This window comes from Psychromarinibacter sediminicola, from assembly GCF_029168335.1.
GTDB classification, from domain to species: Bacteria; Pseudomonadota; Alphaproteobacteria; order Rhodobacterales; family Rhodobacteraceae; genus Psychromarinibacter; species Psychromarinibacter sediminicola.
In genome coordinates, this window is the sequence record NZ_JARGYC010000049.1 from 1 (window position 1) to 22,636 (window position 22,636).

Consider the following 22,636-nt stretch of genomic DNA (forward strand, 5'->3'; position numbering starts at 1 on the left):
TCTCTCGGGCATTTCGCTGGCGAAATGCCCTGCCGACAGGCGATTGCAGAGCAATCGCCGAGAGGCGGCGCTTGCGCGGCGGCCTTCGGCCTTGTTCCGCGCGGGGCACCGTTCAAAAGGGGTTTTCGTACATGCCCCACACGTTGGCCACGCGCTGCGCGCGGTGAGAACGTGCAATGGACGCCTTCCGGTGGAGCCCCGTCCGCGCGGAAAGGCAAAACCCGGCACATCCAAGCTGTGTGAGGAGCCGCGCAAGCGCCGACGCGCGCGGTGGCGCTTCCGACCTCCGAACGGTGCGCTTTATGGCTGCCAAGTCCGGGCGACCTCCGAGCGCAGCGATAACGTTGACCACAGCGCCGCCGCACCGGGGCGCGTCGGCGCTTGCGCGGCGGCTTCGCCTTGTTCCGCGCTGGGCACCGTTCAAAGGGGTTATCGTGCATGCCCCACACATCAGCCACCGACGGACGTGCGCGGGCCGTATCGGCAATGAGACCATGCAATGCACGTATTGCGGTGGCGGCGGGCGGAGCCCCGGAGGCTTTGAGCGCGACAACCGGGCACGTTCAAGCAGTGTGAGTAACCCGGCCGGCCGGGCCGCGGCCGCGTTTCGCGTCGGACCGCCGCTATCGCCGCCGCATCACCACCCCGCCGAACACCAGGCCCAGCAGCGCAGTCGCCAGGAGCGCGCCGGCCGCGACCCAGAGCGCGGTGTTCCGCACCCGCCAGAGCGGCGACAGGATGTCCGACTGCGGCAGGTAGGTCACTACCGTCCAGGGCGTACGCTCCAGCCGCAGCCGCTGCACCGCGCCCAGCCAGGTCTCGCCCGCGGCCTCGAAGCGCGAGACGCGGATCTCGCCGGGGAACAGGCCGTTCAGCCCGCCCTCGATCGAGGCGGCCGCGCCGGTCAGGATCGGATCCTCGCCGTCGGCGACCTTGCCGAACCGCACCCCGCCCTGCCCGTCCGGCGTGGCGACCAGCTCTTCCTGGCTGTGGGCGATGATGTCGCCGGCCTCGGCGACGATGGCGGCCGAGCCGCGCGGGCTGATGTCGAGCCCGTCGAGAAAGGCCGACAGCGCCCCGATCCCGATATCGACGCCCACCGCGCCGGAAAAGCGCAGCGTCTCGGGGTCGTCGACGGGCACCGCCACGGTGATCCCCGGCCGCTGCGAGGTGAAGAAGATGTAGGGCGCGGTCCAGGCCAGGCCGCCCCGCTCCTGCGCCTGCCGGTACCAGGGCCGGGTGCGCGGGTCGTAGTCGTCCTGCGGATCGGTGCGCCCGGCCACCTCGCGGAACTGTTCGGTGACCCAGGACAGTTCGACGATCCGCTCGGGTTCGGTGACGATGTCCTTCACCCGAAAGGCGGAGCGCTCCATGCTGGTGTCGCGGTTGACGAAGACGAACTCGCCCGCCTCGTCGCCGTAATAGGTGCCGTCGAAATTGGGCCGCATCTTCACCAGGCCGAACAGGTAGCGGGTCAGCGCGGCGCGGTCCTCGGTGTCGACCACGCCGGATTCGATCAGCCGGCGGCTGAGCACCGCGGCGTCGTTGGCGGGGTCCAGGAAATCCTCGGTATAGGCGGTGGCGTCGCGGGCGATGCGCGCGGTCAGCCCCTCGGCATAGCGCAGCAGCACGTCCTGCGACGCCCAGTAGGTGATGCCCAGCACCACCACGAGCGCCAGCGCCTGCAGCCCGACGAGCCCCAGCACTAGGATCAGGCGCCTCGGCATCACCGCTCCTCACTCCCTCGACATTGCGGCCGAGCTTACGCAGACCGGTATCGCGACACAACTGCACTGTCCTGCGGGTTTTCCGATGGCGTCATCGCGCCTTGCGAAACAAACTTCGTTTCACTGCCGCGCAACCGACGCTAGACTGGGCCTGCGCGATTTGCGCTGGATGGGCGGGACAGACCAGAACGGCATGGCCGACGGAACCGAATCTGAAAGCCGGAAACTGCTCGGCCGGCTGCGCGATACCCTTGCCGAAGAGGGCGAGGGCCAGGAACGTCTGGACAAGATCACCCATCTGATCGCCGACAGCATGGGCACCGACGTGTGCTCGATCTACCTGTTCCGCGACCCCGAGACGCTGGAGCTGTGCGCGACGCAGGGCCTGAAGCCCGAGGCGGTGCACAAGACGCGGATGCGGATCGGCGAGGGGCTGGTGGGCCGCGTGGCCCGCTCCGGCCAGCCGCTGAACACCGAGAACGCGCCGGCGACGCGGGGCTTCCGCTACATGCCGGAGACCGGCGAGGAGGTGTTCAGCTCGCTCCTGGCGCTGCCGATCCAGCGGCTGGGCGAGACGCTGGGCGTGCTGGTGGTGCAGTCCAAGGACCAGCGGCGGTTCTCCGAGGACGAGGTCTATGCGCTGGAAGTCGTCGCTATGGTGCTGGCCGAGATGGCCGAGCTGGGCGCCTTCGTCGGCGAGGGCGCGGCGATGCGCGCGCTGCACCAGCAGGCGATGCTGTACCAGGGCACCACCGGCCAGGAGGGCACGGCGGAGGGCCATGTCTGGCTGCACGAGCCGCGGGTGGTGGTGTCGAACCCGGTGGCCGACGACCCCGAGGCCGAGCGCGAGCGGTTCCGCGAGGCGCTGGAGCAGCTTCGCATGTCGGTCGACGAGATGCTGACCCGGCTGGAGCCCGGCGACAAGGACCAGCGCGAGGTGCTGGAAGCCTACCGCATGTTCGCCAATTCGCGGTCGTGGATCGCGCGGATCGAGGCCGACATCGCCCGCGGCCTGTCGGCCGAGGCGGCGGTGGAGAAGGAGCAGTCCACCGCCCGCGCCCGCATGGAACAGGTGCCCGACGCCTATCTGCGCGAGCGGCTGCACGACCTGGACGACCTGTCGAACCGGCTTCTGCGCACGCTGTCGGGCCAGGGCAGCGAGACCGGGGCCGAGATGCCGGACGACCCGGTGCTGGTGGCGCGGAACATCGGGCCGGCGGAGCTTCTGGACTATGGCCGCAAGAAGCTGAAGGCGATCGTGCTGGAGGACGGCTCGGTCGGCTCGCACGCCGCCATCGTGGCGCGGGCCTGGGCGATCCCGCTGGTGATCCATGCCAAGAGCATCACCGCCGAGGCGCTGAACGGCGATCCGATCATGGTCGACGGCGAGCAGGGCACGGTGCATCTGCGGCCCGAGGAAACGGTCGTGAACGCCTTCCGCGACAAGATGGCGATGATGGCCGAGGCGCAGCACCGCTATGCCTCGCTGCGCGACCTGCCGGCCGAGACGCGGGACGGCGCGGTGATCGGGATGCACATGAATGCCGGGCTGATGGCCGACCTGCCGAGCCTGGACAATTCCGGCGCCGAGGGGGTCGGGCTGTTTCGCACCGAGCTGCAGTTCCTGATCCGCAACCGGATGCCGAAGCGCCAGGAGCTGGCGGAGATCTACGCCCGCGTGCTGGACGCGGCGCATGGCAAGCGGGTGCAGTTCCGCACGCTGGACATCGGCTCGGACAAGGTGCTGCCCTACATGAAGCCCACCGACGAGCCGAACCCGGCGCTGGGCTGGCGGGCGATCCGGGTGGGGCTGGACAAGCCGGGCGTGATGCGGATGCAGCTTCAGGCGCTGATCCGGGCGACGCGCGGCCGGCCGCTGGCGGTGATGTTCCCGATGGTCGCCCAGTTCGACGAGTTCAAGGCGGGCCGCGACCACGTGTTCCGCGAGCTGGAGCGCGAGGCGGCGCTGGGCCATGTGCTGCCCGAGCGTGTCGAGATCGGCACCATGCTGGAGACGCCCAGCCTGGCCTATGCGCCGCGTCAGTTCTACGAGATGTGCGATTTCATCTCGATCGGCGGCAACGACCTGAAGCAGTTCTTCTTCGCCGCCGACCGCGAGAACGAGCGGGTGCGCCGGCGCTATGACACGCTGAACGTGTCGTTCCTGAGCCTGATCGAGGGGATCGTGCAGCGCTGCGACGCCGCCGGAACCTCGGTGAGTTTCTGCGGCGAGGATGCCGGGCGGCCGGTGGAGGCGCTGTGTTTCGCGGCGGTCGGGGTGCGGCAGCTGTCGATGCGGCCGGCCTCTATCGGGCCGGTGAAGAGCCTGCTGCGCCGGGTCGACCTGTCGGAGGCGCGCGCGGTGATCTGCGAGGCGCGCGAGAACGGCCGCCAGTCGGTGCGGCAGCCGGTGATGGAGTGGCTGGCGAAGCAGCCGCGATAGCGAAAGGGCCGCCTTGCGGCGGCCCTTTGCGACGGATCCTGCGGCCGGTCCGTTATTCGAACAGGCCGGACAGTTCCAGGTACATGTCGCTCTGGTCGTCGGTGCTGTTGACGACGGAGTAGGCTTGTACCAGCTCCTCGTCGCTCAGCGTCCAGGCCATGCCTTCGTACTCGGTCCCGATCAATGCGTTCGAGACCTTGGTGAAGATCTGGTCGCGCGGAAGTTCTTCCGTTTCCACCACGACGTAGGCCGGGCGCTCGGTGTATTCGACGTTGCCGTCGTTCAGCACGGCTTCAACGGCCGAGTCGACTTCGGTGGCGGACTCGTCCGACGTGATCGCGGAGTGGATCTCGACCAGTTGCTCGGTGGTCAGGCTGTCCACGTCCACGGTCCACTCGCTCGCGGCGAGGTAGTTGCCGACTTCGTTGCGAAGCTGCACGTTGTCGCCATCGGCCATCTGCGCACTGGCAGTGCCGGCGGCGGTGGTCAGGACGAGTGCGGTGGTCATGAGAAGGCGTTTCATGATTGCCCTCCTTTCGGTCAGTGTCTCTCTTCGCGGCGGCACCTTTGCGCCGCCTTCTGACCCCCCAACGTGATGCCCCCCGGGAAAGGTTACATCACACCGATAAAAGAATTGTGAGGTCGGGGGCGGCGGCGGGCGCCCGCCCGCGCGGGCGTGAGGAGCCGGTGGGCCGGACCGCCCCGACTGTCCGGTCGGATCCTGCGCGTCACGGCGCCCCCGCGCCGGGGGATCACCGGGCGAATGCGCCCGGGCTACGATGCCGGCGCGTCCTCCTGCCAGCGCGTCACCGGCCCCGACACGCCGGCCCAGGCGTCCGGCTGCACCAGCGACAGGCCCAGAACGCGCTCGGGGTTGGTGGGGGGCGGCATGATCACGCCCGCGCGGCGGGTGAAGCCGAAGCGGCCGTAATAGGGTTCGTCGCCCACCAGAAGCACCCGGCGCCAGCCGGCGCGGCGCGCGCGGCCGAGGCTTTCGGCGATGATCCAGGCCGCCAGCCCCTCGCCCTGGTGGATCGGGTGGGTGGCGACGGGGCCGAGGAGCAGCGCGCGCGCGCCGCCGACGCGCACGGGCCAGTAGCGGATGGCGGCGGCCACCGCCTCCAGCGCCTCGCGCTCGCGGGCGACGAGGCAGAGCTCGGCCACCGGCGCCACGTCGCGGCGCAGGCGGTAGGAGGAGAGCATCTCGCGCCCCGGCGCGAAACAGGTGTCGAACAGTTGCTCGACCTCCCACCAATCGGCGGGGGTCTCCTGCGACAGCCGGTAGAGTTCCACGGCCTTGCGCTGCACCCTGTCCCGGCCCCTTCCGCGAAATCGACTGGAACGCCCCGTAGCATGCGGGCTAGGAGGGGGCAACGCAGCGAGGAGCGCGCATGTTCTATCGACCCGCGGACGGCCACGGCCTGCCCCACAACCCGTTCAACGCGGTGGTCACGCCGCGGCCCATCGGCTGGATCTCGACGCGCGACGCCGAGGGGCGGGACAACCTGGCGCCCTATTCGTTCTTCAACGCGGTGGCCTATGTGCCGCCGCAGGTGATGTTCTCCTCGACCGGGACCAAGGCGGACCGGGACGGCACCAAGGACAACGTGGCCAATATCCGCGAGACCGGGGTGTTCTGCGTGAACATCGTGGAATACGCGATGCGGGACGCGATGAACGCGACCTCGGCGAGCCTGCCGGCGGGCGAGGACGAGTTCGCGGTCGCGGGGCTGGAAAAGGCGGAGTGCGACACGGTGGCCTGTGCCCGGGTGGCGGCGGCGCCGGCGAACCTGGAATGCCGGCTGACGCAGATCGTGCGGCTGGAGGGCGCGGCGAACTGGCTGGTGTTGGGCGAGGTGACGGGGGTTCACCTGCGCGACGACTGCCTGGTGGACGGGCGGTTCGACATCACCCGCTACCAGCCGCTGACGCGACTGGGCTATCGCGACTACGCGCGGATCACGGAGCTGTTCAGCCTGTCGCGGCCGGACGACTGACGGTTCGCGCCGGGCGCCCGCGATTTTTCGACGAAAAATCGGCGGCGCCGGGGGTCAGTGCCCCCCGCCCAGCTGGCCGGTGCGCACGCCGTAGTTCACGGCGATCTCGTAGTCGGGGTCGTCGTCGCTGTCGACCATCAGCTGGCCGGCCCGCTGCAGCAGCCGGTGGCAGTCGCGGCTGAGGTGGCGCAGTTCCACCTTCTTGCCCGCCAGCTCGTATTTCGAGGCCAGCGTCTCGATCGCGGTCAGCGCCGACTGGTCGGCGACGCGGCTGTCGGCGAAGTCCACGATGACGCGCGACGGGTCGCGCTCGGCGTCGAACAGCTCGGCGAAGCCCTCGGCCGAGCCGAAGAACAGCGGGCCTTGCACCTGGTAGACCTTGGCGCCCTCGGGCGTCGTATAGGTGGTGGCGTGGATGCGGGTGGCGTTCTTCCACGAATAGGCCAGTGCCGAGACGATGACGCCGACGACGACGGCGGTGGCGAGGTCGTAGGCCACGGTCACGCCGGTCACCAGCACGATGACGAAGGCGTCGGTCAGCGGCACTTTGCGGAGGATCTTCAGCGAGTTCCAGGCGAAGGTGCCGATCACGACCATGAACATCACGCCGACCAGCGCGGCGAGCGGGATCGTCTCGATCAGCGGCGCGGCGAAGAGGATGAAGGCCAGCAGGAACAGTGCCGCGGCGATGCCCGACAGGCGGGTGCGGCCGCCGGATTTCACGTTGATCATCGACTGGCCGATCATCGCGCAGCCGCCCATGCCGCCGAAGAAGCCGGTGGCGACGTTGGCCGCGCCCTGGGCGAGGCATTCCTGGCTGGCGCCGCCCTTGTCGCCGGTGATCTCGCCCACGAGGTTCAGCGTCAGCAGGCTTTCGATCAGGCCGATGGCCGCGAGGATGACCGCGTAGGGCAGGATGATCTCCAGCGTCTGCAGTGTCAGCGGCACGGCGGGGATGTGGAAGGCCGGCAGGCCGCCCTCGATCGAGGCGAGGTCGCCGACGCGCGGGGTGTCGAGGCCGAAGATCACGACGAGGGCCGCGGTGACGGCAATGCCGGCGAGCGGTGCGGGGACGATGGTCGTCACCCGGGGCAGGAGCCAGATCACGCCCATGGTCAGTGCCACGAGCGCGAGCATGACGTAGAGCGGCAGGCCCGTCAGCCATTCGCCGCCCGCCATGCCGTGGCCCGAGACTTCCGCCGTGCCCGGCACCTGGAACTGGGTGAGCTGGGCGAGGAAGATCACGATGGCGAGTCCGTTGACGAAGCCCAGCATCACGGGCTGCGGCACCAGCCGGATGAACTTGCCCCATTTCAGCGCGCCGGCGATCAGTTGCAGGAGACCCATGAGCACGACGGTGGCGAACAGGTATTCCACGCCGTGCTGCGCCACCAGCGAGACCATGACGACCGCCAGCGCCCCGGTGGCGCCCGAGATCATGCCGGGCCGGCCGCCGAACAGCGCGGTGATCAGGCCGACCATGAAGGCGGCGTAGAGCCCGACCAGCGGGTGGACGCCCGCCACGAAGGCGAAGGCCACCGCTTCCGGCACCAGCGCCAGCGCCACGGTCAGGCCGGAGAGGATCTCGGTCTTGAGTTGTGCGGGGCTGAGGCGGTCGATGCGGGCGGACGGGCGCGCGGTCAGGCCGAGCACCGCTTGCAGGGCTTTGCTCATGAAGGCTCCGGAGTGGGCATGTGGAAGGGCCGGGAGGGCGCCCGGCGTTTCTGCGCTGCAGCATTAGCGGTATCGGCGTCAGATTTCACGGGGTGCGGGTGCATAGCCGGTATGCAGTGAGCGGGATGCGGGGGGGGCAACGTCGTTTGTACGGTGCCCCAGCGCGGAACAAGGCCGCAGGCCGCCGCGCAAGCGCCGCCTCTCGGCGATTGCTCTGCAATCGCCTGTCGGCAGGGCATTGCAGAGCAATGCCCGAGAGACGCGCCCCAGAGCGGCGGCGCTGTGGTAGACGTTATCGCAGCGCTCCGAGGTCGCCCGGACCTGGCAGCCATAAAGTGCAAAGCTCGTAATCCGGTGCGCCCCCGCGGGCGTCGGCCCTCGCGCGGCTTCTCACGCTGTTCGGGAATGGCCAGTAGTGTAGGTCCACTGGACGTTCGGCACAGGCGTTGACCCCTTCGAACGTTGTCCAGCGCGGGACAAGGCCGCAGGCCGCAGGCCGCCGCGCAAGCGCCGACGCGCCCCCACGCGGCGGCGCTGTGGTGGACGTTATCGCAGAGCTCGGAGGTCGCCCGAATTTGGCAGCCATAAAGCGCGCCGTTCGGACTCCGGTGCGCCCCCCGCGCGCGTCGGCCCTCGCGCGGCTCCTCACGTAGGTTGAACGTACCCGGCGCCTCGCGCCGGCTCGCGCGTCACGACAGGTTTGCAACGCGCCATGCAGCGCGTATCAACGGGACGGACGGCAACAGGAGGCGTGGAATGGGCGACACGATGATCGGGGTGATCGGCGGCTCGGGGGTCTACGACATCGATGGGCTGGAGGGCGCCGAATGGCGCGGCGTGGAGAGCCCCTGGGGCGCGCCCTCGGACCAGGTACTGACCGGCAGGCTGGACGGCGTTCCGATGGCCTTTCTGCCGCGGCACGGGCGGGGGCACGTGCATTCGCCCTCCACCGTGCCCTACCGCGCCAATATCGACGCGCTGAAGCGGCTGGGCGTGACCGACGTGGTCAGCGTCTCGGCCTGCGGATCGTTCCGCGAGGAGATGGCGCCGGGCGACTTCGTGGTCGTGGACCAGTTCATCGACCGGACGATCGCGCGGGAGAAGACGTTCTTCGGCACCGGCTGCGTCGCGCATGTCTCGGTCGCGCATCCCACCTGCCCGCGCCTCTCGGCCGCCTGTATCGAGGCGGGCAAGGCCGAGGGAATCACCGTGCATGACGGCGGCACCTACCTGGCGATGGAGGGGCCGCAGTTCTCGTCGATGGCCGAGTCGAAGCTCTACCGCGAGGTCTGGGGCTGCGACGTGATCGGGATGACCAACATGCCCGAGGCCAAGCTCGCCCGCGAGGCGGAGCTTTGCTATGCGAGCGTGGCGATGATCACCGACTACGACAGCTGGCACCCGCATCACGGCGCCGTCGACATCTCGGATATCATCGCGACGCTGACCGGCAATGCCGACAAGGCGCGGGGGCTGGTCAAGCGGCTGCCGGCACTGCTGGGCGCGGTGCGGGAGTCCTGCGAATACGGCTGCGACCGGGCGCTGGACCACGCGCTGCTGACCGCGCCGGAGAAGCGCGACGCGGGTCTGGTGGCCAAGCTCGACGCCGTGGCGGGACGGGTTCTATAGCCGGCAGGGTCCTGCTGCTGGGCGCCGACGGGTTCATCGGGCGCCATATCGCCATCGCCCTGCGCGCGGCGGGCTATGGGCCGGTCTGCGTGGCGCGGCGGGTCTCGGCGCTGGCGGCGCAGGGGTTCGAGGTGCTGCGGGCGGATCTGACCGATCCGGCGACAAATGAGGCCGGGTTCTGGGCGCCGCATGCGGCCGACGCCGTCGCCGTGGTGAACGCGGCGGGGTTGCTCGATGCGACCGAGGCGGCTTTCGAGGCGGTGCATGTGGCGGCGCCGCGGGCGCTTTACGCGGCACTTAACAAGGACGCGCAGATCGTGCTGATCTCGGCCGTCGGGATCGAGGCCGACACGCCGTTCGGCCGCTGGCGGCGCGAGGGCGAGGCGGTGGCGCGCGCGGCGCCCTGCCCCGTCACCATCCTGCGGCCGGGGCTGGTGATGGGCGAGACGTCCTATGGCGGGACGTCGCTCTTGCGGGCGCTGGCGGCGATGCCGCTGGTCACGCCGGTGGTGGCCGGCGGGCAGGCGGTGAACCCGATGCATGCGGGCGATCTGGCCGCGCTGGTGGTGCGCTCACTGGAAGGGCCGCCGGATGGCGGGCCACATGACGCGGGCGGGTCGGAGACGGTGACCCAGGCGGAACTGGTGCAGCGGTTGCGGGCCTGGATGGGGCAGCGGCCGGTGCCGGTGCTGGATGTGCCGGTCCGGGCCGCGCGGGCGCTGGGGCGGGTCGGCTCGGCGCTGAAGCTGGGACCGATCTCGCGCAACGCGGCGGCGCAGCTGGAGGCGGGGATCGAGAGCCGGCCCGGGCCGGAGACGGTGACGCGGGGTGTCTCGGATTTCCTGGCGGCGCGGCCGGCGGGGACGCAGGATTTGTGGCAGGCGCGGCTCTACCTGCTGAAACCGGCGGTGCGGCTGGGGCTGGCGGTGCTGTGGCTCGTCTCCGGGCTCCTGGGGCTGTTGCTGCCGGCCGAGACGGTGCTGGGGGCGGCGGACACGGCGCTGCCGGACGGCATGGCGCTGGCGCTCGGCCGGCTCGGCGGGCTTGTCGATCTGGCGATCGCCGGCGCCCTTCTCGCCGCGTGGCGTTTGCGGCTGATGGCCTGGGTGCAGATGGCGGTGGTGGCGGGCTACACCGTGGCGCTGACGCTGCTGGATCCGTCGCTGTGGCTCGACCCGTTCGGGGCGCTGTTGAAGAACCTGCCGGTCCTGTTGCTGCTCCTGGTCCACCGGGTGCTGGAGGAGGAGCGGTGATCGACTGGTACCTGCTTCTCAAATGGGCGCACATCCTGTCCTCCACCGTGCTCTTCGGCACCGGGATCGGCACCGCGTTCCAGATGGTCTGGGCGATGCGCACGGTGCGGGTCACGGGTCGCGCGGAGACGGTGCATTCGGTCGCCTCGGGCGTCGTCGTGGCGGACTGGCTGTTCACGACGCCGGCGGGCGTGGTGCAGCCGGTGACGGGGCTGCTGCTGGTGCATCTGGCCGGGTTCGGCTGGGGCGAGCCGTGGCTGGCTCTGAGCTATGCCGGCTATGCGCTGGCCCTGGCCTGCTGGGTGCCCGTGGTGCGGCTGCAGATCCGGATCCGCGACCTGGCGGGCGCGGCGCTGGCGGCGGGCGCGCCGCTGCCGGCGGAGGCGCGGCGGCTCTACCGGCTCTGGTTCGCGCTGGGATGGCCGGCATTCCTGGCGCTGGTCGCGGTGTTCTGGCTGATGGTGGCCAAGCCCGCCCTCTGGTGAGCCGCTACTCCGCGTGCTCGGACAGGTAGTCGCGGATGAACCGCCGGATCTCGCGCGCGGCGCTGGTGTCCTGGTCCTTGCACAGCTGCACGAAGGCGTCGCGTTCCTCCTTGTCCAGCCGCAGGATGAGCTGGCTGTCCTTCTTGTTCTTCTTCTTGTCGGTCTTCTTGCTCATTGCTCACCCGCGCGCGTTCCCGCTTGACTGACCCGCTTGACTGATTGCTATCTCATGTATATACATAAGAAATACAAGAGAACGACATACGATTATCACAGCTATTCCGGAAGGGAACAGAAAATGACGCTGGACTCCGCAAGGTCGCTGCTGCTGGCCCGCCGGCTGAACCAGAAGACACCGCGCGCCAACTGGATCCCGGCGATCGTCTACCGCGTGTTCCGCCTGCGCTGAGCGCGCCCGGCTTGCAACGCGCCCCCGCTTGCGCGACATAATCGGCCCCGACGCCAACGCGCCGAAGGGGCCGGTTCATGAAATCTTCCAAGTCCGTCAGGGACTATATCCGCACCATCGCCGATTTCCCGCACGAGGGGATCCTGTTCCGCGACGTGACGACGCTGTTCGCCGACCCGCGCGGGTTCCGCATGGCGATCGACCAGATGCTGCACCCTTACGTGGGCGAGCGCATCGACAAGGTGGTGGGGCTGGAGGCGCGCGGCTTAATCCTGGGCGGCGCCATCGCGCATCAGCTGGGCATCGGCTTTGTCCCGATCCGCAAGAAGGGCAAGCTGCCCGGCACCACGATCAGCCAGGACTACAAGCTGGAATACGGCGAGGCGATCGTGGAGATCCACGACGACGCGATCCTGCCGGGCGAGAACGTGCTGGTGGTCGACGATCTCTTGGCCACGGGCGGCACGGCGGAGGCCGGGATCAAGCTTCTGGAGCGGCTGGGCGCGAATATCGTGGGCTGCGCCTTCATCGTCGACCTGCCCGAGCTGGGCGGGCGCAAGCTGTTGGAAAAGCTCGGCATGGACGTGCATGCGCTGTGCGAGTTCGAGGGCGCCTGATCAGCGGCCGCGGCGGGCCATCGGCGGCAGGTCGACATAGCCGTAGCTGCGGTTCGGGCGGTGGCGCGTGTCGCGCAGGTCGCGGGGGATGTCGTCCATCGCCATCAGGGCCAGGACGATCGAGTCCTCGTAGCTGCGGTCGGCGGTGTGGATGCGGCGGGTCATGTCGGGGTCCTTCGGTCGGTGTTGCGGTTCGGGCGACTGGATCAAGCGTGCGGCCGGCCCCGCCGGACAAGCAATATCGCCCCGCGGCTACCCGAATGCGCCCCGTGGCTATCCGATAACAGCGGCGCTGGCCGGGCGCCCGGGGCGGGCTAGGTGACGGTCGACCCGACCCCAAGAGCCCGAGACCATGCGAGATTTCCAGCTACCCGACCTGATGCACCGCGTCTTCGACGCCATCGACGCCTCCGACGACGTGCGCGCCCGGCTGGCACAGCGCGACCGGGTGATGGAGGTCCAGATCGTGGTGCGCCGCGACGACGGCTCGCTCGCCGTGCTGCCGGGCTGGCGGGTGCAGTACGACACGACGCTCGGCCCGGCGAAGGGCGGCGTGCGGTTCCACCCCGAGGTCTCGCCGACCGAGGTGACGGAGCTGGCGTTCTGGATGACGCTGAAATGCGCGCTGATGAACCTGCCCTTCGGCGGCGGCAAGGGCGGCGTGAAGGTCGACCCCAAGGCACTGTCGCCGATCGAGCTGGAGCGGCTGGCGCGCGGCTATGTCCGCGGCATCTTCGAGGTGCTGGGGCCGGACGACGACATCCCGGCGCCGGACGTGAACACCAACGGCCGGGTCATGGGCTGGATGGCGGACGAATACTCCATCATCGAGCGGCGCCGGCAGCCGGCGGCGGTCACCGGCAAGCCGATCTGCCTGGGCGGCTCGGCCGGCCGCGTCTCGGCCACCGGACAGGGGGCACTGCACGTGCTGGACGCCTGGCTGGCGCGGCAGGATCGCGCCCCCGCCGAGACGCGGGTGGCGGTGCAGGGCTTCGGCAATGCCGGGGCGCATTTCGCGTCGCTGGCGCATGCGGCGGGCTACCGGGTGGTCGCGGTGTCGGACTCCTCGGGCGCGGTGGTCCGCGAGGACGGGCTCGACCCCGGGCCGCTGCGCGCCTTCAAGGCGGATGGCGGGCATCTGGCCGACTACGACGGCGCGGGCTGCAAGACCGTCGGCGGCGACGCGCTGCTGGCGCTGGACGTCGACGTTCTGGCGCTCGCCGCGCTGCAGAACGCGGTGACCGAGGACAATGTGGGTGACGTGCGCGCCGGCACGGTGCTGGAACTGGCCAACGGCCCAGTCTCGCCCGGGGCCGACGGGGCGCTCCGCGAGCGGGAGGTGACCGTGCTGCCGGACATCCTGGTGAACGCGGGCGGCGTGACGGTCAGCTACTACGAATGGATCCAGGGCCGCACCGGTGATTACTGGGACGCCGACACCGTGGCCGGCCGGCTGAAGACACGGATGGACCGGACCGCCGCACAAGTCCTGGACCTCGCCGAGGAGGCCGCTATCCCCCCGCGCGAGGCCGCCTACCGGATCGCCGTGGGCCGCATCGCCGACGCCATCGACAGCCGCGGCAACAGCACCTATTTCAGCGGCTGAGCCATGCCGCGGCCGTCCCGCTCGCGCCGCACACCGCTGCTTCTTCTCGTTCCAAATACGCATCCGGCGGACCCACCTGTCTCAGCGGCCGAACCCCGCCCCGGCCGTCCCGCCCGCGCCGCACACCGCTGCTTCTTCTCGTTCCAAATACGCATCCGGCGCACCCACCGGGCGCACGCCCCCGGCCCGACGCCCCGCCCCCGCCAGTCGCGCCCGCAAGCCGTTGCGAAACCGCCTGGACCAGGAACCTACCGCAACGGCAGAACGGCGCCGGGGTTCATGATACCCTGCGGATCGAGCGCGTCCTTGATCGCCCGCATCGCCGCCAGCTTCGCCGGGTCGCCATAGCGCTGCAGGTCCGCCGCCTTCAGCCGGCCGATCCCGTGCTCGGCGCTGATCGAGCCGTCGAACTCATCCACCAGGTCATGCACCTCGCGCTGCACCGCCGCCTTCTCGTCCAGCCGGTCGTCGCGGCTCTCGCCCGGCATCGGGAAGCAGTTGTAATGCAGGTTGCCGTCGCCCAGGTGCCCGAAGCAGTTGATCCGATAGTCGCCCAGCGCCGCCAGCACCTCGGGCCCGCGGCGGACGAAGTCGGGGATCCGCGACAGCGGGATCGAGATGTCGTGGGACGAGATCGCGCCGATCCGCTTGTTCGCTTCGGGGATCGATTCGCGCATGTGCCAGAACTCGGCGCGCTGCTGTTCCGACTGGGCGACGAGCCCGTCGGTGACCAGATCGCGCTCGAAGGCTTCGGCGAATATCCCCTCCAGCAGCTCGCCGGGATCCTGCCCGGCGCCGACGCCGAGGTCGATCAGCACCATCCAGTCCGGCGGCTCCGCGAAGGGCAGGCGCACCTCCGGCATGGTCTCGGCCAGAAAGCGCGGGCCGGTGCCCGAGATCAGCTCGAAGGCCGAAACGGTGGCGCCCGCCTTCTCGTTCACAAGCGCCAGCAGCGCCAGCGCCGCCTCGGGGTCGGGGACCGCCATGACGGCCGTGCCCTCGGCCGCGGGGCGCGGGAACAGGCGCAGGCTGGCGGCGGTGATGACGCCCAAAGTGCCCTCGGACCCCACCAGGAGGCCCTTCAGGTCGTAGCCGGTATTGTCCTTCCTCAGCCGCTTCAGGCCGTGCCAGACCGAGCCGTCGGGCAGCACCGCCTCCAGCCCCAGGCACAGCTCGCGCGCGTTGCCGTAGCGCAGCACGTTGACGCCGCCCGCATTGGTGCCCAGCAGCCCGCCGATCCGGGCCGAGCCCTCGGCGGCGAGGGACAGGGGGAACAGGCGCTCCGCCTCCTCGGCCGCCGCCTGCACGTCGGCGAGGATGGCGCCGGCCTCGGCGACCAGCACGTTCTCCGCCGGATAGACCGCACGCACCGCCGTCATCCGCTCCAGCGACAGGATCAGCGGCGCGGGGCCCTCGGGGGCGATCTGCCCCGTCACCAGCCCGGTGCCGCCGCCATAGGGAATGACCGGCACGCCGGCGGCGCCGGCGGCGCGGACGACCTCGGCGACCTCCTCGGTGGAGCCTGGGGCGACGACGAGCCCGACCTGCCCGGTGGCGCCGCCGCGCGGGGTCTCGGCGTAGCGGGCGGTGTCGCCCTTGAAGGCGGCGGCCGGGAGGCGGGCGCGCAGGTCGGCCGCGAAGGCGTCGGAGACGGAGGTCAGCATGGGGAAAGGATCAACCATGCCGGGCGCGGCGGCGCAAGCCTGCCCGGATCGTGACGCACGATCCGGACCGGACTATTTGTAATAGTCCGGCGAGAGCCCGTCGCGGTCATTCGCAGTCACATGAAGCGCACTGACTCGCAAGACCGGGTCTCGCTTTCGTGCGACATGCGCTACTCCTGGAACACCGGCAGGAATTCCGGCTCCAGCACCATCACCGTGGGCTGCGGCGGCAGGTCGCGCAGCGACACCACCAGGTCGGAGCCGCCGACGCGCTCGATGCGGAACTCCTCGGACATGGCCAGCAGGAACCGCTCCAGCGCGCCGCGGCCGAACCAGTGCATCGGGATCACGACCGAGCTTTTCAGCCGCTCCATGATCCGCACGACGACGTCGATCGGCAGGGTCAGCCCGCCATCGACCGCGATCATCACCACGTCCAGCCGGCCGAGCGCGGCATAGTCCTCCTCGGACGGCTCGTGGTGCAGGTGGCCCATATGGCCGATGCAGAGCCCCTCGACCTCGAAGATGAAGATCGAGTTGCCGTCGGCCTCGCGCCCGCCGAAGCCCTGGCGGATGTCGGTGGAGACGTTGCGGATCAGCATCTCGCCCAGGTCGAGATGGTGGTCGGCCCCCTCCGGGCCCTCGGCCCAGCCGCGCAGCACGTGGGGGATGCGCGGGTCGGGGCGCGCGGTCCAGTGGGTGGAATGGGCGTGGTTCATCGTCACCACGTCCGGCACGAAGTCCTGCGCGCCGATATAGCCGTTGAAGTCGGTGATCACGTCCAGCCCGCCCGGCGTCTGGATCAGGAACATCGAGTGGTCGACGTAGCTGATGCGGACGGAGAAGTCCGGCACCGGTTCGGTATAGGCGGCCTTGTGGACATAATTCAGCCCCGGCGCGGCGTCGGCGATGGCGATGCAATGGCTCATGCGCCGCTCCTGCGCGGCGGCCGGCAGGGCGGCGGACAGCGCGGCGGCGAGGGCGGCGGCGGCGATCAGCGGCAGGCGGAACATGCGGGCGGTCTCCCATCTCTCGTCGCCGACCAGCATAGCCAGCCGCCCGCCCCCGCCGAAGCCGGAAGACCACACGCGCCGATCACAGCCGCGTTAGTTGCGCGTTTTCCGGGCAACCCCGCCCCGCCGCGCGGTTGCCGCGGGGTCAGACCCGGCTAACTAACCGGCCACCAGACAGCCCCGGGACAGGGGCATTCCGACATGGAGGACGTAGCGATGACACGACTGGTTTCCCTGGCCGCCCTGATACTGACCCTGACGGCGCCGGCGGCGCTGGCCGAGACGGTCGAGTACGACGTGGGCGGCGTGGCCCATACCGGCTATTTCGCCGCCGCCGAGGATCCGCAGGGCCTGGTGTTGATCGTGCATGACTGGGACGGGCTGGACGACTACGAGACCGGCCGCGCCGACATGCTGGCGGAGATGGGCTATGACGCCTTCGCGCTGGACATGTACGGCGCCGATACCGAGGCGGGCACCGTCGATCAGAACCGCGCGGCCACGGGCGAGCTGTACCAGGACCGCGAGAAGATGCGCACGCTGATCGAGGCCGGGCTGGCCCAGGCGCGGGAGATGTCCGAGGCCGAGGGGCTGGTGGTCATGGGCTATTGCTTCGGCGGGTCGGTGACGCTGGAGATGGCGCGCAGCGACATGGCCGGCGAGGCGGCGGGCTATGCCACCTTCCACGGCGGGCTGGGCACGCCGGAGGGTCAGGGCTATGGCGCAGACGTGCCGCCGATCCTGGTGATGCATGGCGGCGCCGACCAGGCGGTGCCGATGTCGGAGGTCGCGGCGCTGACCAACGAGCTGGAGGAGGCCGGCGCGACCTATACGATCGAGGTCTATTCCGGCGCGCCGCATGCCTTCACCGTCAAGGGCTCCAGCCGCTACCAGGAGCGGGCGGACATGGAGAGCTGGGAGGCGTTCAGCGACTTCCTGGCGGAGACGGTGGGCGGCTGAGCGCCCGGCGCCGGGGCCTCGCGGCCCCGGCCCGTCTGCGGTCCGCGACGCCGGCCCGTATCCCGTGGCCGGGGTCCGCCGGCCTTGATCGGGGCGCCATAGACGCTAGGCTTTCCGGGTAATCGTGAACGGAAACAGAGACCTGGAACCCAGCGATGCAGTATCTTCGCGACGTCCTGTCGGATGTCTGGACGGCAATGAACCCCAGCGAACCCAGCCCGGCTTACCTGTTCAAATTCCTGATGGCGGCGATCATGGTGTTCATCGCGGCCTACCTGATCGGCCGGGGGCTGGGTCTGCCGTAAGGCCCTCCCGGCACTCCGGCCCTATCCGACGGCGGTCTTGCCGCGGCGGTCGCTGCGCAGGTTGGCGTAGAGCACGTGGTTGCGCCAGCGGCCGTTGATTTGCAGGTAGCTTTGGGCGACGCCCTCGTACTTGAAGCCGCACTTTTCCAGAACGCCCCGCGAGGCGCTGTTCTCGGGCAGGCAGGCGGCCTCGATCCGGCTGAGGTCCAGATCGGTGAAGCCGTGATGCACCACCGCCTGGATCGCTTCGCGCATGTAGCCCTGCCGCGCGAACTGCGCACCGATCCAGTAGCCCAGCGTGCCCGACTGCGCCGGCCCGCGGCGGATGTTGTCGAGCGTGATCGCGCCCAAGAGCACGTCGTCGCCCCGCCGGAACAGGAACAGCGGCACCGCCGTGCCCCCGGCGATGGAGCGCTGCGCCCAATAGACGCGGTTGGTGAACGCCTTGCGGGTGAGATGGTCGGGGGACCAGGTCGGCTCCCACGGCTTGAGAAAGTCGGCGCCGGCCTGGCGCAGCGCCGTCCAAGGCCGGAAATCGGCGTGGGACGGCGGACGAAGGATCATGCGGTCGGTGACAAGGCGCAGCTTGCGTCGGGCTCTGAGCATCAGGCGGCGAGACGCTCCCGCAGGTCGGCCATGCGCGGCGCACGCTCGACGGGGCCGTACATGGTCAGCGCGGTGCGCGCCTGCTCTGCCGTCTGCGCGGCGAAGTCGGTGACCTTGCGCAGGTCCACCGCCTCGATCTTCGCGACCACCTCGTCGAGCTCGGGCACCCGGTCCCAGATCGACAGAAGCCGCGCCAGACGTTCGGCGCGGGCCGAGGGGCTTTCCAGCCCCATCAGAAGGCCTGCCTTCATCTGGGCGCGGGCGCGGGCGACCTCGGCCTCGGTCATGTCGGTGGCGGCGCGCTTCATCTCGTCGACGGTCAGCCCGGCGAGATCCTCGATCTGGTCGGCGGCGGTGCCGGCATAGATCGTCGTATAGCCGGTATCGGCATAGGCCCCGGTCTGCGCGAAGATCGTGTAGCACAGCCCGCGCCGCTCGCGCGCTTCCTGGAACAGGCGCGAGGACATGCCGCCGCCCAGCGCGGTGGAATAGACCTGCGCGGTATAGATCGCCTCGTCGCGATAGGCGGGCGTCTCGAAGGCCAGGGCGAAATGCACCTGCTCCAGCGGCCGCACCTCCAGCCGCTCGCCGCCGGTGAAGCGGGCGGGCGCGACATGGTCGGGCCGCGACCGCGGCAGGTGGCCGAAAAGCTTCTCGGCCTCGGCGACGATGCGGTCGTGGTCGACGGCGCCGGCGGCCGACAGGATCATCTTCTCGGGTCCGTAATGCTCGGCCACGAACGACGTCAGGTCGTCATGGGTGAAGTGGCGCACCCGCTCGATCGGCCCCAGGATCGACCGGCCCAGCGGCTGTTCGGGATAGGCGACCTCCTGCAGCCAGTCGAAGATCACGTCGTCGGGGGTGTCCAGCACCTGCCCGATCTCCTGCAGGATCACGCCGCGCTCGACCTCGATCTCGCGCGCGTCGAAGACCGGGTTCAGCACGATGTCGGCAATTACGTCCAGCGCGAGCGGCACGTCCTCCTGCAGCACCCGGCCGTAATAGGCCGTCATCTCGCGGCTGGTATAGGCGTTGATGTAGCCGCCGACATCCTCGATCTCCTCGGCGATCTGCAGCGCGCTGCGGGTCTTGGTGCCCTTGAACGCCATATGTTCGAGAAAATGCGCGATGCCGTTCTGTTCCAGCCGCTCGTGCCGGCCGCCGGCCATGATCCAGATGCCCAGCGAGGCCGACTTCATCGACGGCATGTGCTCGGTGACGACACGGAACCCGTTTGGCAGGGTATGGATATTCACGGTCAAGGGGCGATGCGCTCCCGGATCAGGGTTTGCAGGGCGGACAGGTCGTTGTCGACCGGCGTCACCCGCTCCGGCCGGTCATACAGGTCGGCCATGCGGTTGGGAAGGGGGGGCCGCGCGCCGGTGGCGGCCTCCACGGCATCGGGGAACTTCGCCGGATGCGCCGTGGCCAAGGTGATCATCGGGGCGGCGCCGAGGCTCTCCTCTGCCACCTTCACGCCGACGGCGCTGTGCGGGCAGAGCGTCTCGCCGGTGGCGGCGTGGACGCCGCGGATCGTGGCGGTCGTCTCCGCCTCGCTGGCGCGGCCGGAGCGGAAGGTGTCGCGCAGGAAGTCCAGCGCGCCCTGGCTGACGGTGAAGCCGCCCTCGGATTTCAGCGCCTGCATCTCGTGCGCCACGGCATGGCTGTCGCGGCCATAGGCGTAGTAGAGCGCGCGCTCGAAGTTCGACGACACCTGGATGTCCATCGACGGGCTGATCGAGGGGGTGACGCCCTGCTTGACGTGGTCGCCCGAGACGAGCGTGCGGTGCAGGATGTCGTTCTGGTTGGTCGCGATCACCAGGTCGGCGACTGGCAGGCCCATCTGCTTGGCGATAAAGCCCGCGAAGATGTCGCCGAAATTGCCGGTGGGCACGGTGAAGGAGACGTCGCGATGCGGCGCCCCCAGCGACACGGCCGAGGAGAAATAATAGACCACCTGCGCCAGCACCCGCGCCCAGTTGATCGAGTTGACGGCGGCCAGCCGCACCTCGTCGCGGAAGTCGAAATCGGCGAACAGGTCCTTCACCGCCGCCTGGCAGTCGTCGAAGTCGCCCTTCAGCGCGATGGCGTGAACGTTGTCCTCGGCCGGCGTGGTCATCTGCCGGCGCTGCACCTCGCTGACGCGGCCCTCGGGGAACAGGATGAAGACATCGACGTTGTCGAGCCCGCGGAACGCCTCGATCGCGGCGCTGCCGGTGTCGCCGGAGGTGGCGCCGACGATGGTCACGCGCTCGCCCCGGCGTTGCAGCGCGGCCTGGAACAGCTGGCCGATCAGTTGCATGGCGAAGTCCTTGAAGGCCAGCGTCGGCCCGTGGAACAGCTCCAGCAGGAAATGGTTCGGCCCCAGCTGCTTGAGCGGCGCGCGGGCGGGGTGGTCGAAGCCGCGATAGGCGCGCGCGATGATGGCGCGGAACTCCGGGTCGGGGAAGGCGTCGCCCACGAAGGGGCGCATGACGCGCAGCGCGATCTCCTCGTAGGTCACGCCGGCCAGGGCGGCGATCTCGTCGGGCGCCAGCGTCGGGATCGTCTCGGGCAGGTACAGCCCGCCGTCGCGCGCCAGCCCGGTCAGCATCGTGTCCTCGAAGCTCAGCGCCGGCGCCTTGCCGCGGGTGGAGATGTACTGCATGTCGCCCCTTCGATTCAAACCGCCCGCCGTGTGATACGCCACAGCCACAACCCTGTCATCCCCGCCCAGACGACCGCCAGCGAAAACCAGGTGATCGCATAGTTCAGGTGGTCGTTGGGGATGCCCTCGGTGCCGACGGGCCAGGGGGTGACGGGCGGATCGTCCTCACTGGTGGCGCGCAGGACGATCAGGATCGGTTCGGTGTCGAGCACCTCGGCCAGCCGATCCACGTCGCGGGCGAACCAGTAGTTCTCCTCCAGGTCCGGCTCGGGCGTGAAACCGTCGCTTTCTTCCACGGTACGAAAATTTCCCACGATCCGTGCCTCGACCTGCGGGCGGTCGGCGTCCTTTTCCGCCTCGGGCACCCAGCCGCGGTCGAGCAGCACGCGGCGGCCCTCGGTCTCGAAGGCCGCGACGATGCGGAACACCGCCCCCCGGCCCTTGACCGAGGCCAGCACATGCGCCTCCTCGCCGGTGATCGTGCCCTCGGCCGTGACCGCCTGGTATTCCTCCAGCGGCTGCGAGAAGAGCGGCACGGGATCGGCGCCGATCTGCGCCTCGATCCGCGCCAGCATGTCCTCCTTCCAGGCCAGCCGCCGCACCTGCCAGGCGCCCAGCGACACCAGGATCGCGACGCCGACGACGCCGATCAGCAGGGGCACGATGATCCGCTTCATGACCTCTCCGAATGCGAAGGGGCGCGAAGTCTCCTCCACGCCCCGGTCTTCTTCTCGTTCAAAATACGCTCGCCGAAGGCGTCGGCCCAACGGGCCGAACGATCACGACCCCCAGATGTAGACCGCCATGAACAGGAATAGCCAGACCACGTCCACGAAGTGCCAGTACCAGGCGGCGGCCTCGAAGCCGACATGCTTCTCGGGCGTGAAATGCCCCGCCAGCGCCCGCATCAGGCAGACGAACAGGAAGATCGTGCCGATGATCACATGCGCGCCGTGGAAGCCCGTGGCCATGAAGAAGTTGGCGCCGTAGATGTTGCCGGCGAAGCCGAAGGCGGCGTGGCTGTACTCGTAGACCTGCAGCACGGTGAACAGCGCGCCCAGGATAATGGCGACGATCAGCCCGTTCACGAGGTCCTTGCGGTTGTTCTCGTGCGCCAGCGCGTGGTGCGCCCAGGTGGCCGCCGCGCCCGAGCACAGCAGGATCAGCGTGTTGATCAGCGGCAAGTGCCAGGGATCGAAGGTCTCGATATTGGCCGGCGGCCAGACCGAGTATTCCACCGGCTGCTCCGGCCCGCCGGGATACATGGCGTGCTTGAAGAACGACCAGAACCAGGCGGCGAAGAACATCACCTCGGACATGATGAACATGATGAAGCCGTAGCGCAGGCCGATCCGGACCACCGGCGTGTGGTCGCCCTGCTGGCTTTCCTGGACGACCTCGGACCACCAGGCGAACATGGTGTAGGCGACGATCGCCAGGCCGATCAGGAACATCCACGGCCCGTTGTCGTGGAACCACAGCACCGCGCCGAACAGCATGATGAACGCCCCGACCGCGCCGACGAAGGGCCAGATCGAGGGGTTCAGGATGTGATAGTCGTGGTTTTTCTCATGCGCCATTGGAAGCGTTCCCTCGTCTTG

22 protein-coding genes are annotated in these 22,636 nt (G+C 69.6%); 9 read left to right on the forward strand and 13 right to left on the reverse strand.

The genetic code is table 11. From position 1 onward, the window contains the following. Window positions 1-623 precede the first annotated feature (623 nt). Window positions 624-1,727 carry a PDC sensor domain-containing protein gene (locus P1J78_RS16705; protein WP_275568516.1) on the reverse strand — a complete coding sequence of 368 codons (1,104 nt, stop codon included), beginning with the start codon at window positions 1,725-1,727 and terminating at the stop codon, window positions 624-626. A 193-nt stretch (window positions 1,728-1,920) separates the two neighbouring features. Between P1J78_RS16705 and ptsP the strand changes: the two genes are divergently transcribed. Beyond that, window positions 1,921-4,170, forward strand: coding sequence for a phosphoenolpyruvate--protein phosphotransferase (gene ptsP, locus P1J78_RS16710; RefSeq protein ID WP_275568547.1), 2,250 nt, complete (start codon window positions 1,921-1,923; stop codon window positions 4,168-4,170). 52 nt (window positions 4,171-4,222) lie between these two features. Here ptsP and P1J78_RS16715 read toward each other — a convergent pair whose 3' ends face one another. Both P1J78_RS16715 and P1J78_RS16720 read right to left on the reverse strand, forming a co-directional pair. Next, complete coding sequence (locus tag P1J78_RS16715) at window positions 4,223-4,693, reverse strand: hypothetical protein (RefSeq protein WP_275568517.1); 471 nt, start codon at window positions 4,691-4,693, stop codon at window positions 4,223-4,225. Between the two features lie 251 nt (window positions 4,694-4,944). Next, window positions 4,945-5,478 (reverse strand): GNAT family N-acetyltransferase, encoded by a 534-nt coding sequence (locus P1J78_RS16720; protein ID WP_275568518.1) that lies wholly within the window; start codon window positions 5,476-5,478, stop codon window positions 4,945-4,947. Between the two features lie 83 nt (window positions 5,479-5,561). Here P1J78_RS16720 and P1J78_RS16725 point away from each other — a divergent pair, with 83 nt between their 5' ends. Further along, window positions 5,562-6,167, forward strand: coding sequence for a flavin reductase family protein (locus tag P1J78_RS16725; protein ID WP_275568519.1), 606 nt, complete (start codon window positions 5,562-5,564; stop codon window positions 6,165-6,167). 54 nt (window positions 6,168-6,221) lie between these two features. Here the strand turns inward: P1J78_RS16725 and P1J78_RS16730 are convergent, their stop codons facing one another. Further along, the gene (locus P1J78_RS16730) at window positions 6,222-7,841 is read right to left on the reverse strand and encodes a SulP family inorganic anion transporter (RefSeq protein ID WP_275568520.1); all 1,620 of its coding nucleotides are present in this window, start codon (window positions 7,839-7,841) and stop codon (window positions 6,222-6,224) included. A 756-nt stretch (window positions 7,842-8,597) separates the two neighbouring features. Here P1J78_RS16730 and P1J78_RS16735 point away from each other — a divergent pair. Genes P1J78_RS16735 through P1J78_RS16745 form a run of 3 tightly spaced genes read left to right on the forward strand, consistent with a single transcriptional unit; the run spans window position 8,598 to window position 11,208 of the window. Next, window positions 8,598-9,470, forward strand: coding sequence for an S-methyl-5'-thioadenosine phosphorylase (locus P1J78_RS16735; protein WP_275568521.1), 873 nt, complete (start codon window positions 8,598-8,600; stop codon window positions 9,468-9,470). Between the two features lie 17 nt (window positions 9,471-9,487). Continuing rightward, the gene (locus tag P1J78_RS16740) at window positions 9,488-10,723 is read left to right on the forward strand and encodes a DoxX-like family protein (protein ID WP_275568548.1); all 1,236 of its coding nucleotides are present in this window, start codon (window positions 9,488-9,490) and stop codon (window positions 10,721-10,723) included. Continuing rightward, on the forward strand, window positions 10,720-11,208 hold the full coding sequence (locus P1J78_RS16745; protein ID WP_275568522.1) for a DUF2269 family protein: 489 nt from the start codon (window positions 10,720-10,722) through the stop codon (window positions 11,206-11,208). Before P1J78_RS16740 ends, P1J78_RS16745 begins: the two co-directional genes overlap by 4 nt. Window positions 11,209-11,212: 4 nt before the next feature. Here the strand turns inward: P1J78_RS16745 and P1J78_RS16750 are convergent, their stop codons facing one another. Next, window positions 11,213-11,383 (reverse strand): ribbon-helix-helix protein, encoded by a 171-nt coding sequence (locus tag P1J78_RS16750; RefSeq protein WP_275568523.1) that lies wholly within the window; start codon window positions 11,381-11,383, stop codon window positions 11,213-11,215. Between the two features lie 311 nt (window positions 11,384-11,694). On the opposite strand from P1J78_RS16750, the gene P1J78_RS16755 reads away from it, so the two are divergent. Further along, window positions 11,695-12,234, forward strand: a complete 540-nt coding sequence (locus P1J78_RS16755) for an adenine phosphoribosyltransferase (protein ID WP_275568524.1) — start codon at window positions 11,695-11,697, stop codon at window positions 12,232-12,234. Here P1J78_RS16755 and P1J78_RS16760 read toward each other — a convergent pair whose 3' ends face one another. Further along, the gene (locus P1J78_RS16760; RefSeq protein WP_275568525.1) at window positions 12,235-12,399 is read right to left on the reverse strand and encodes a hypothetical protein; all 165 of its coding nucleotides are present in this window, start codon (window positions 12,397-12,399) and stop codon (window positions 12,235-12,237) included. A gap of 187 nt (window positions 12,400-12,586) precedes the next feature. On the opposite strand from P1J78_RS16760, the gene P1J78_RS16765 reads away from it, so the two are divergent. Further along, window positions 12,587-13,840, forward strand: a complete 1,254-nt coding sequence (locus P1J78_RS16765) for a Glu/Leu/Phe/Val family dehydrogenase (RefSeq protein ID WP_275568526.1) — start codon at window positions 12,587-12,589, stop codon at window positions 13,838-13,840. 248 nt (window positions 13,841-14,088) lie between these two features. Here P1J78_RS16765 and P1J78_RS16770 read toward each other — a convergent pair whose 3' ends face one another. Further along, complete coding sequence (locus P1J78_RS16770; RefSeq protein ID WP_275568527.1) at window positions 14,089-15,504, reverse strand: FAD-binding oxidoreductase; 1,416 nt, start codon at window positions 15,502-15,504, stop codon at window positions 14,089-14,091. A gap of 170 nt (window positions 15,505-15,674) precedes the next feature. Then, a complete protein-coding gene (locus P1J78_RS16775) occupies window positions 15,675-16,517 on the reverse strand; it encodes an MBL fold metallo-hydrolase (RefSeq protein ID WP_275568528.1) in 843 nt (280 codons plus the stop codon). Window positions 16,518-16,733: 216 nt separating this feature from the next. Here P1J78_RS16775 and P1J78_RS16780 point away from each other — a divergent pair, with 216 nt between their 5' ends. Continuing rightward, on the forward strand, window positions 16,734-17,477 hold the full coding sequence (locus P1J78_RS16780; protein ID WP_275568529.1) for a dienelactone hydrolase family protein: 744 nt from the start codon (window positions 16,734-16,736) through the stop codon (window positions 17,475-17,477). A gap of 155 nt (window positions 17,478-17,632) precedes the next feature. Further along, window positions 17,633-17,782, forward strand: coding sequence for a hypothetical protein (locus tag P1J78_RS16785; protein ID WP_275568530.1), 150 nt, complete (start codon window positions 17,633-17,635; stop codon window positions 17,780-17,782). Between the two features lie 21 nt (window positions 17,783-17,803). Here the strand turns inward: P1J78_RS16785 and P1J78_RS16790 are convergent, their stop codons facing one another. From P1J78_RS16790 to P1J78_RS16810, 5 genes are all read right to left on the reverse strand, one after another. Continuing rightward, window positions 17,804-18,388, reverse strand: coding sequence for a GNAT family N-acetyltransferase (locus tag P1J78_RS16790; RefSeq protein WP_275568531.1), 585 nt, complete (start codon window positions 18,386-18,388; stop codon window positions 17,804-17,806). Next, the gene (locus tag P1J78_RS16795) at window positions 18,388-19,650 is read right to left on the reverse strand and encodes a M16 family metallopeptidase (RefSeq protein ID WP_275568532.1); all 1,263 of its coding nucleotides are present in this window, start codon (window positions 19,648-19,650) and stop codon (window positions 18,388-18,390) included. The genes P1J78_RS16790 and P1J78_RS16795 overlap by 1 nt, the downstream gene beginning before the upstream one ends. Continuing rightward, window positions 19,647-21,035 (reverse strand): threonine synthase, encoded by a 1,389-nt coding sequence (thrC, locus tag P1J78_RS16800; RefSeq protein WP_275568533.1) that lies wholly within the window; start codon window positions 21,033-21,035, stop codon window positions 19,647-19,649. The genes P1J78_RS16795 and thrC overlap by 4 nt, the downstream gene beginning before the upstream one ends. A 14-nt stretch (window positions 21,036-21,049) precedes the next feature. Beyond that, window positions 21,050-21,712, reverse strand: a complete 663-nt coding sequence (locus tag P1J78_RS16805) for an SURF1 family protein (protein WP_275568534.1) — start codon at window positions 21,710-21,712, stop codon at window positions 21,050-21,052. 102 nt (window positions 21,713-21,814) lie between these two features. Continuing rightward, entirely contained in the window at window positions 21,815-22,615 is an 801-nt protein-coding gene (locus tag P1J78_RS16810; RefSeq protein WP_275568535.1) for a cytochrome c oxidase subunit 3, read from the reverse strand. Window positions 22,616-22,636: the final 21 nt, after the last annotated feature.

Coding starts and splice junctions, on each gene's coding strand:
- P1J78_RS16805 (WP_275568534.1), bottom strand. CDS start 21,712: ATGAAGCGGATCATCGTGCCCCTGCTGATCGGCGTCGTCGGCGTCGCG.
- P1J78_RS16735 (WP_275568521.1), top strand. CDS start 8,598: ATGGGCGACACGATGATCGGGGTGATCGGCGGCTCGGGGGTCTACGAC.
- P1J78_RS16765 (WP_275568526.1), top strand. CDS start 12,587: ATGCGAGATTTCCAGCTACCCGACCTGATGCACCGCGTCTTCGACGCC.
- P1J78_RS16750 (WP_275568523.1), bottom strand. CDS start 11,383: ATGAGCAAGAAGACCGACAAGAAGAAGAACAAGAAGGACAGCCAGCTC.
- P1J78_RS16790 (WP_275568531.1), bottom strand. CDS start 18,388: ATGCTCAGAGCCCGACGCAAGCTGCGCCTTGTCACCGACCGCATGATC.
- thrC (WP_275568533.1), bottom strand. CDS start 21,035: ATGCAGTACATCTCCACCCGCGGCAAGGCGCCGGCGCTGAGCTTCGAG.
- P1J78_RS16770 (WP_275568527.1), bottom strand. CDS start 15,504: ATGCTGACCTCCGTCTCCGACGCCTTCGCGGCCGACCTGCGCGCCCGC.
- P1J78_RS16715 (WP_275568517.1), bottom strand. CDS start 4,693: ATGAAACGCCTTCTCATGACCACCGCACTCGTCCTGACCACCGCCGCC.
- P1J78_RS16725 (WP_275568519.1), top strand. CDS start 5,562: ATGTTCTATCGACCCGCGGACGGCCACGGCCTGCCCCACAACCCGTTC.
- P1J78_RS16775 (WP_275568528.1), bottom strand. CDS start 16,517: ATGTTCCGCCTGCCGCTGATCGCCGCCGCCGCCCTCGCCGCCGCGCTG.
- P1J78_RS16810 (WP_275568535.1), bottom strand. CDS start 22,615: ATGGCGCATGAGAAAAACCACGACTATCACATCCTGAACCCCTCGATC.
- P1J78_RS16705 (WP_275568516.1), bottom strand. CDS start 1,727: ATGCCGAGGCGCCTGATCCTAGTGCTGGGGCTCGTCGGGCTGCAGGCG.
- P1J78_RS16760 (WP_275568525.1), bottom strand. CDS start 12,399: ATGACCCGCCGCATCCACACCGCCGACCGCAGCTACGAGGACTCGATC.
- P1J78_RS16730 (WP_275568520.1), bottom strand. CDS start 7,841: ATGAGCAAAGCCCTGCAAGCGGTGCTCGGCCTGACCGCGCGCCCGTCC.
- P1J78_RS16785 (WP_275568530.1), top strand. CDS start 17,633: ATGCAGTATCTTCGCGACGTCCTGTCGGATGTCTGGACGGCAATGAAC.
- P1J78_RS16780 (WP_275568529.1), top strand. CDS start 16,734: ATGACACGACTGGTTTCCCTGGCCGCCCTGATACTGACCCTGACGGCG.
- ptsP (WP_275568547.1), top strand. CDS start 1,921: ATGGCCGACGGAACCGAATCTGAAAGCCGGAAACTGCTCGGCCGGCTG.
- P1J78_RS16755 (WP_275568524.1), top strand. CDS start 11,695: ATGAAATCTTCCAAGTCCGTCAGGGACTATATCCGCACCATCGCCGAT.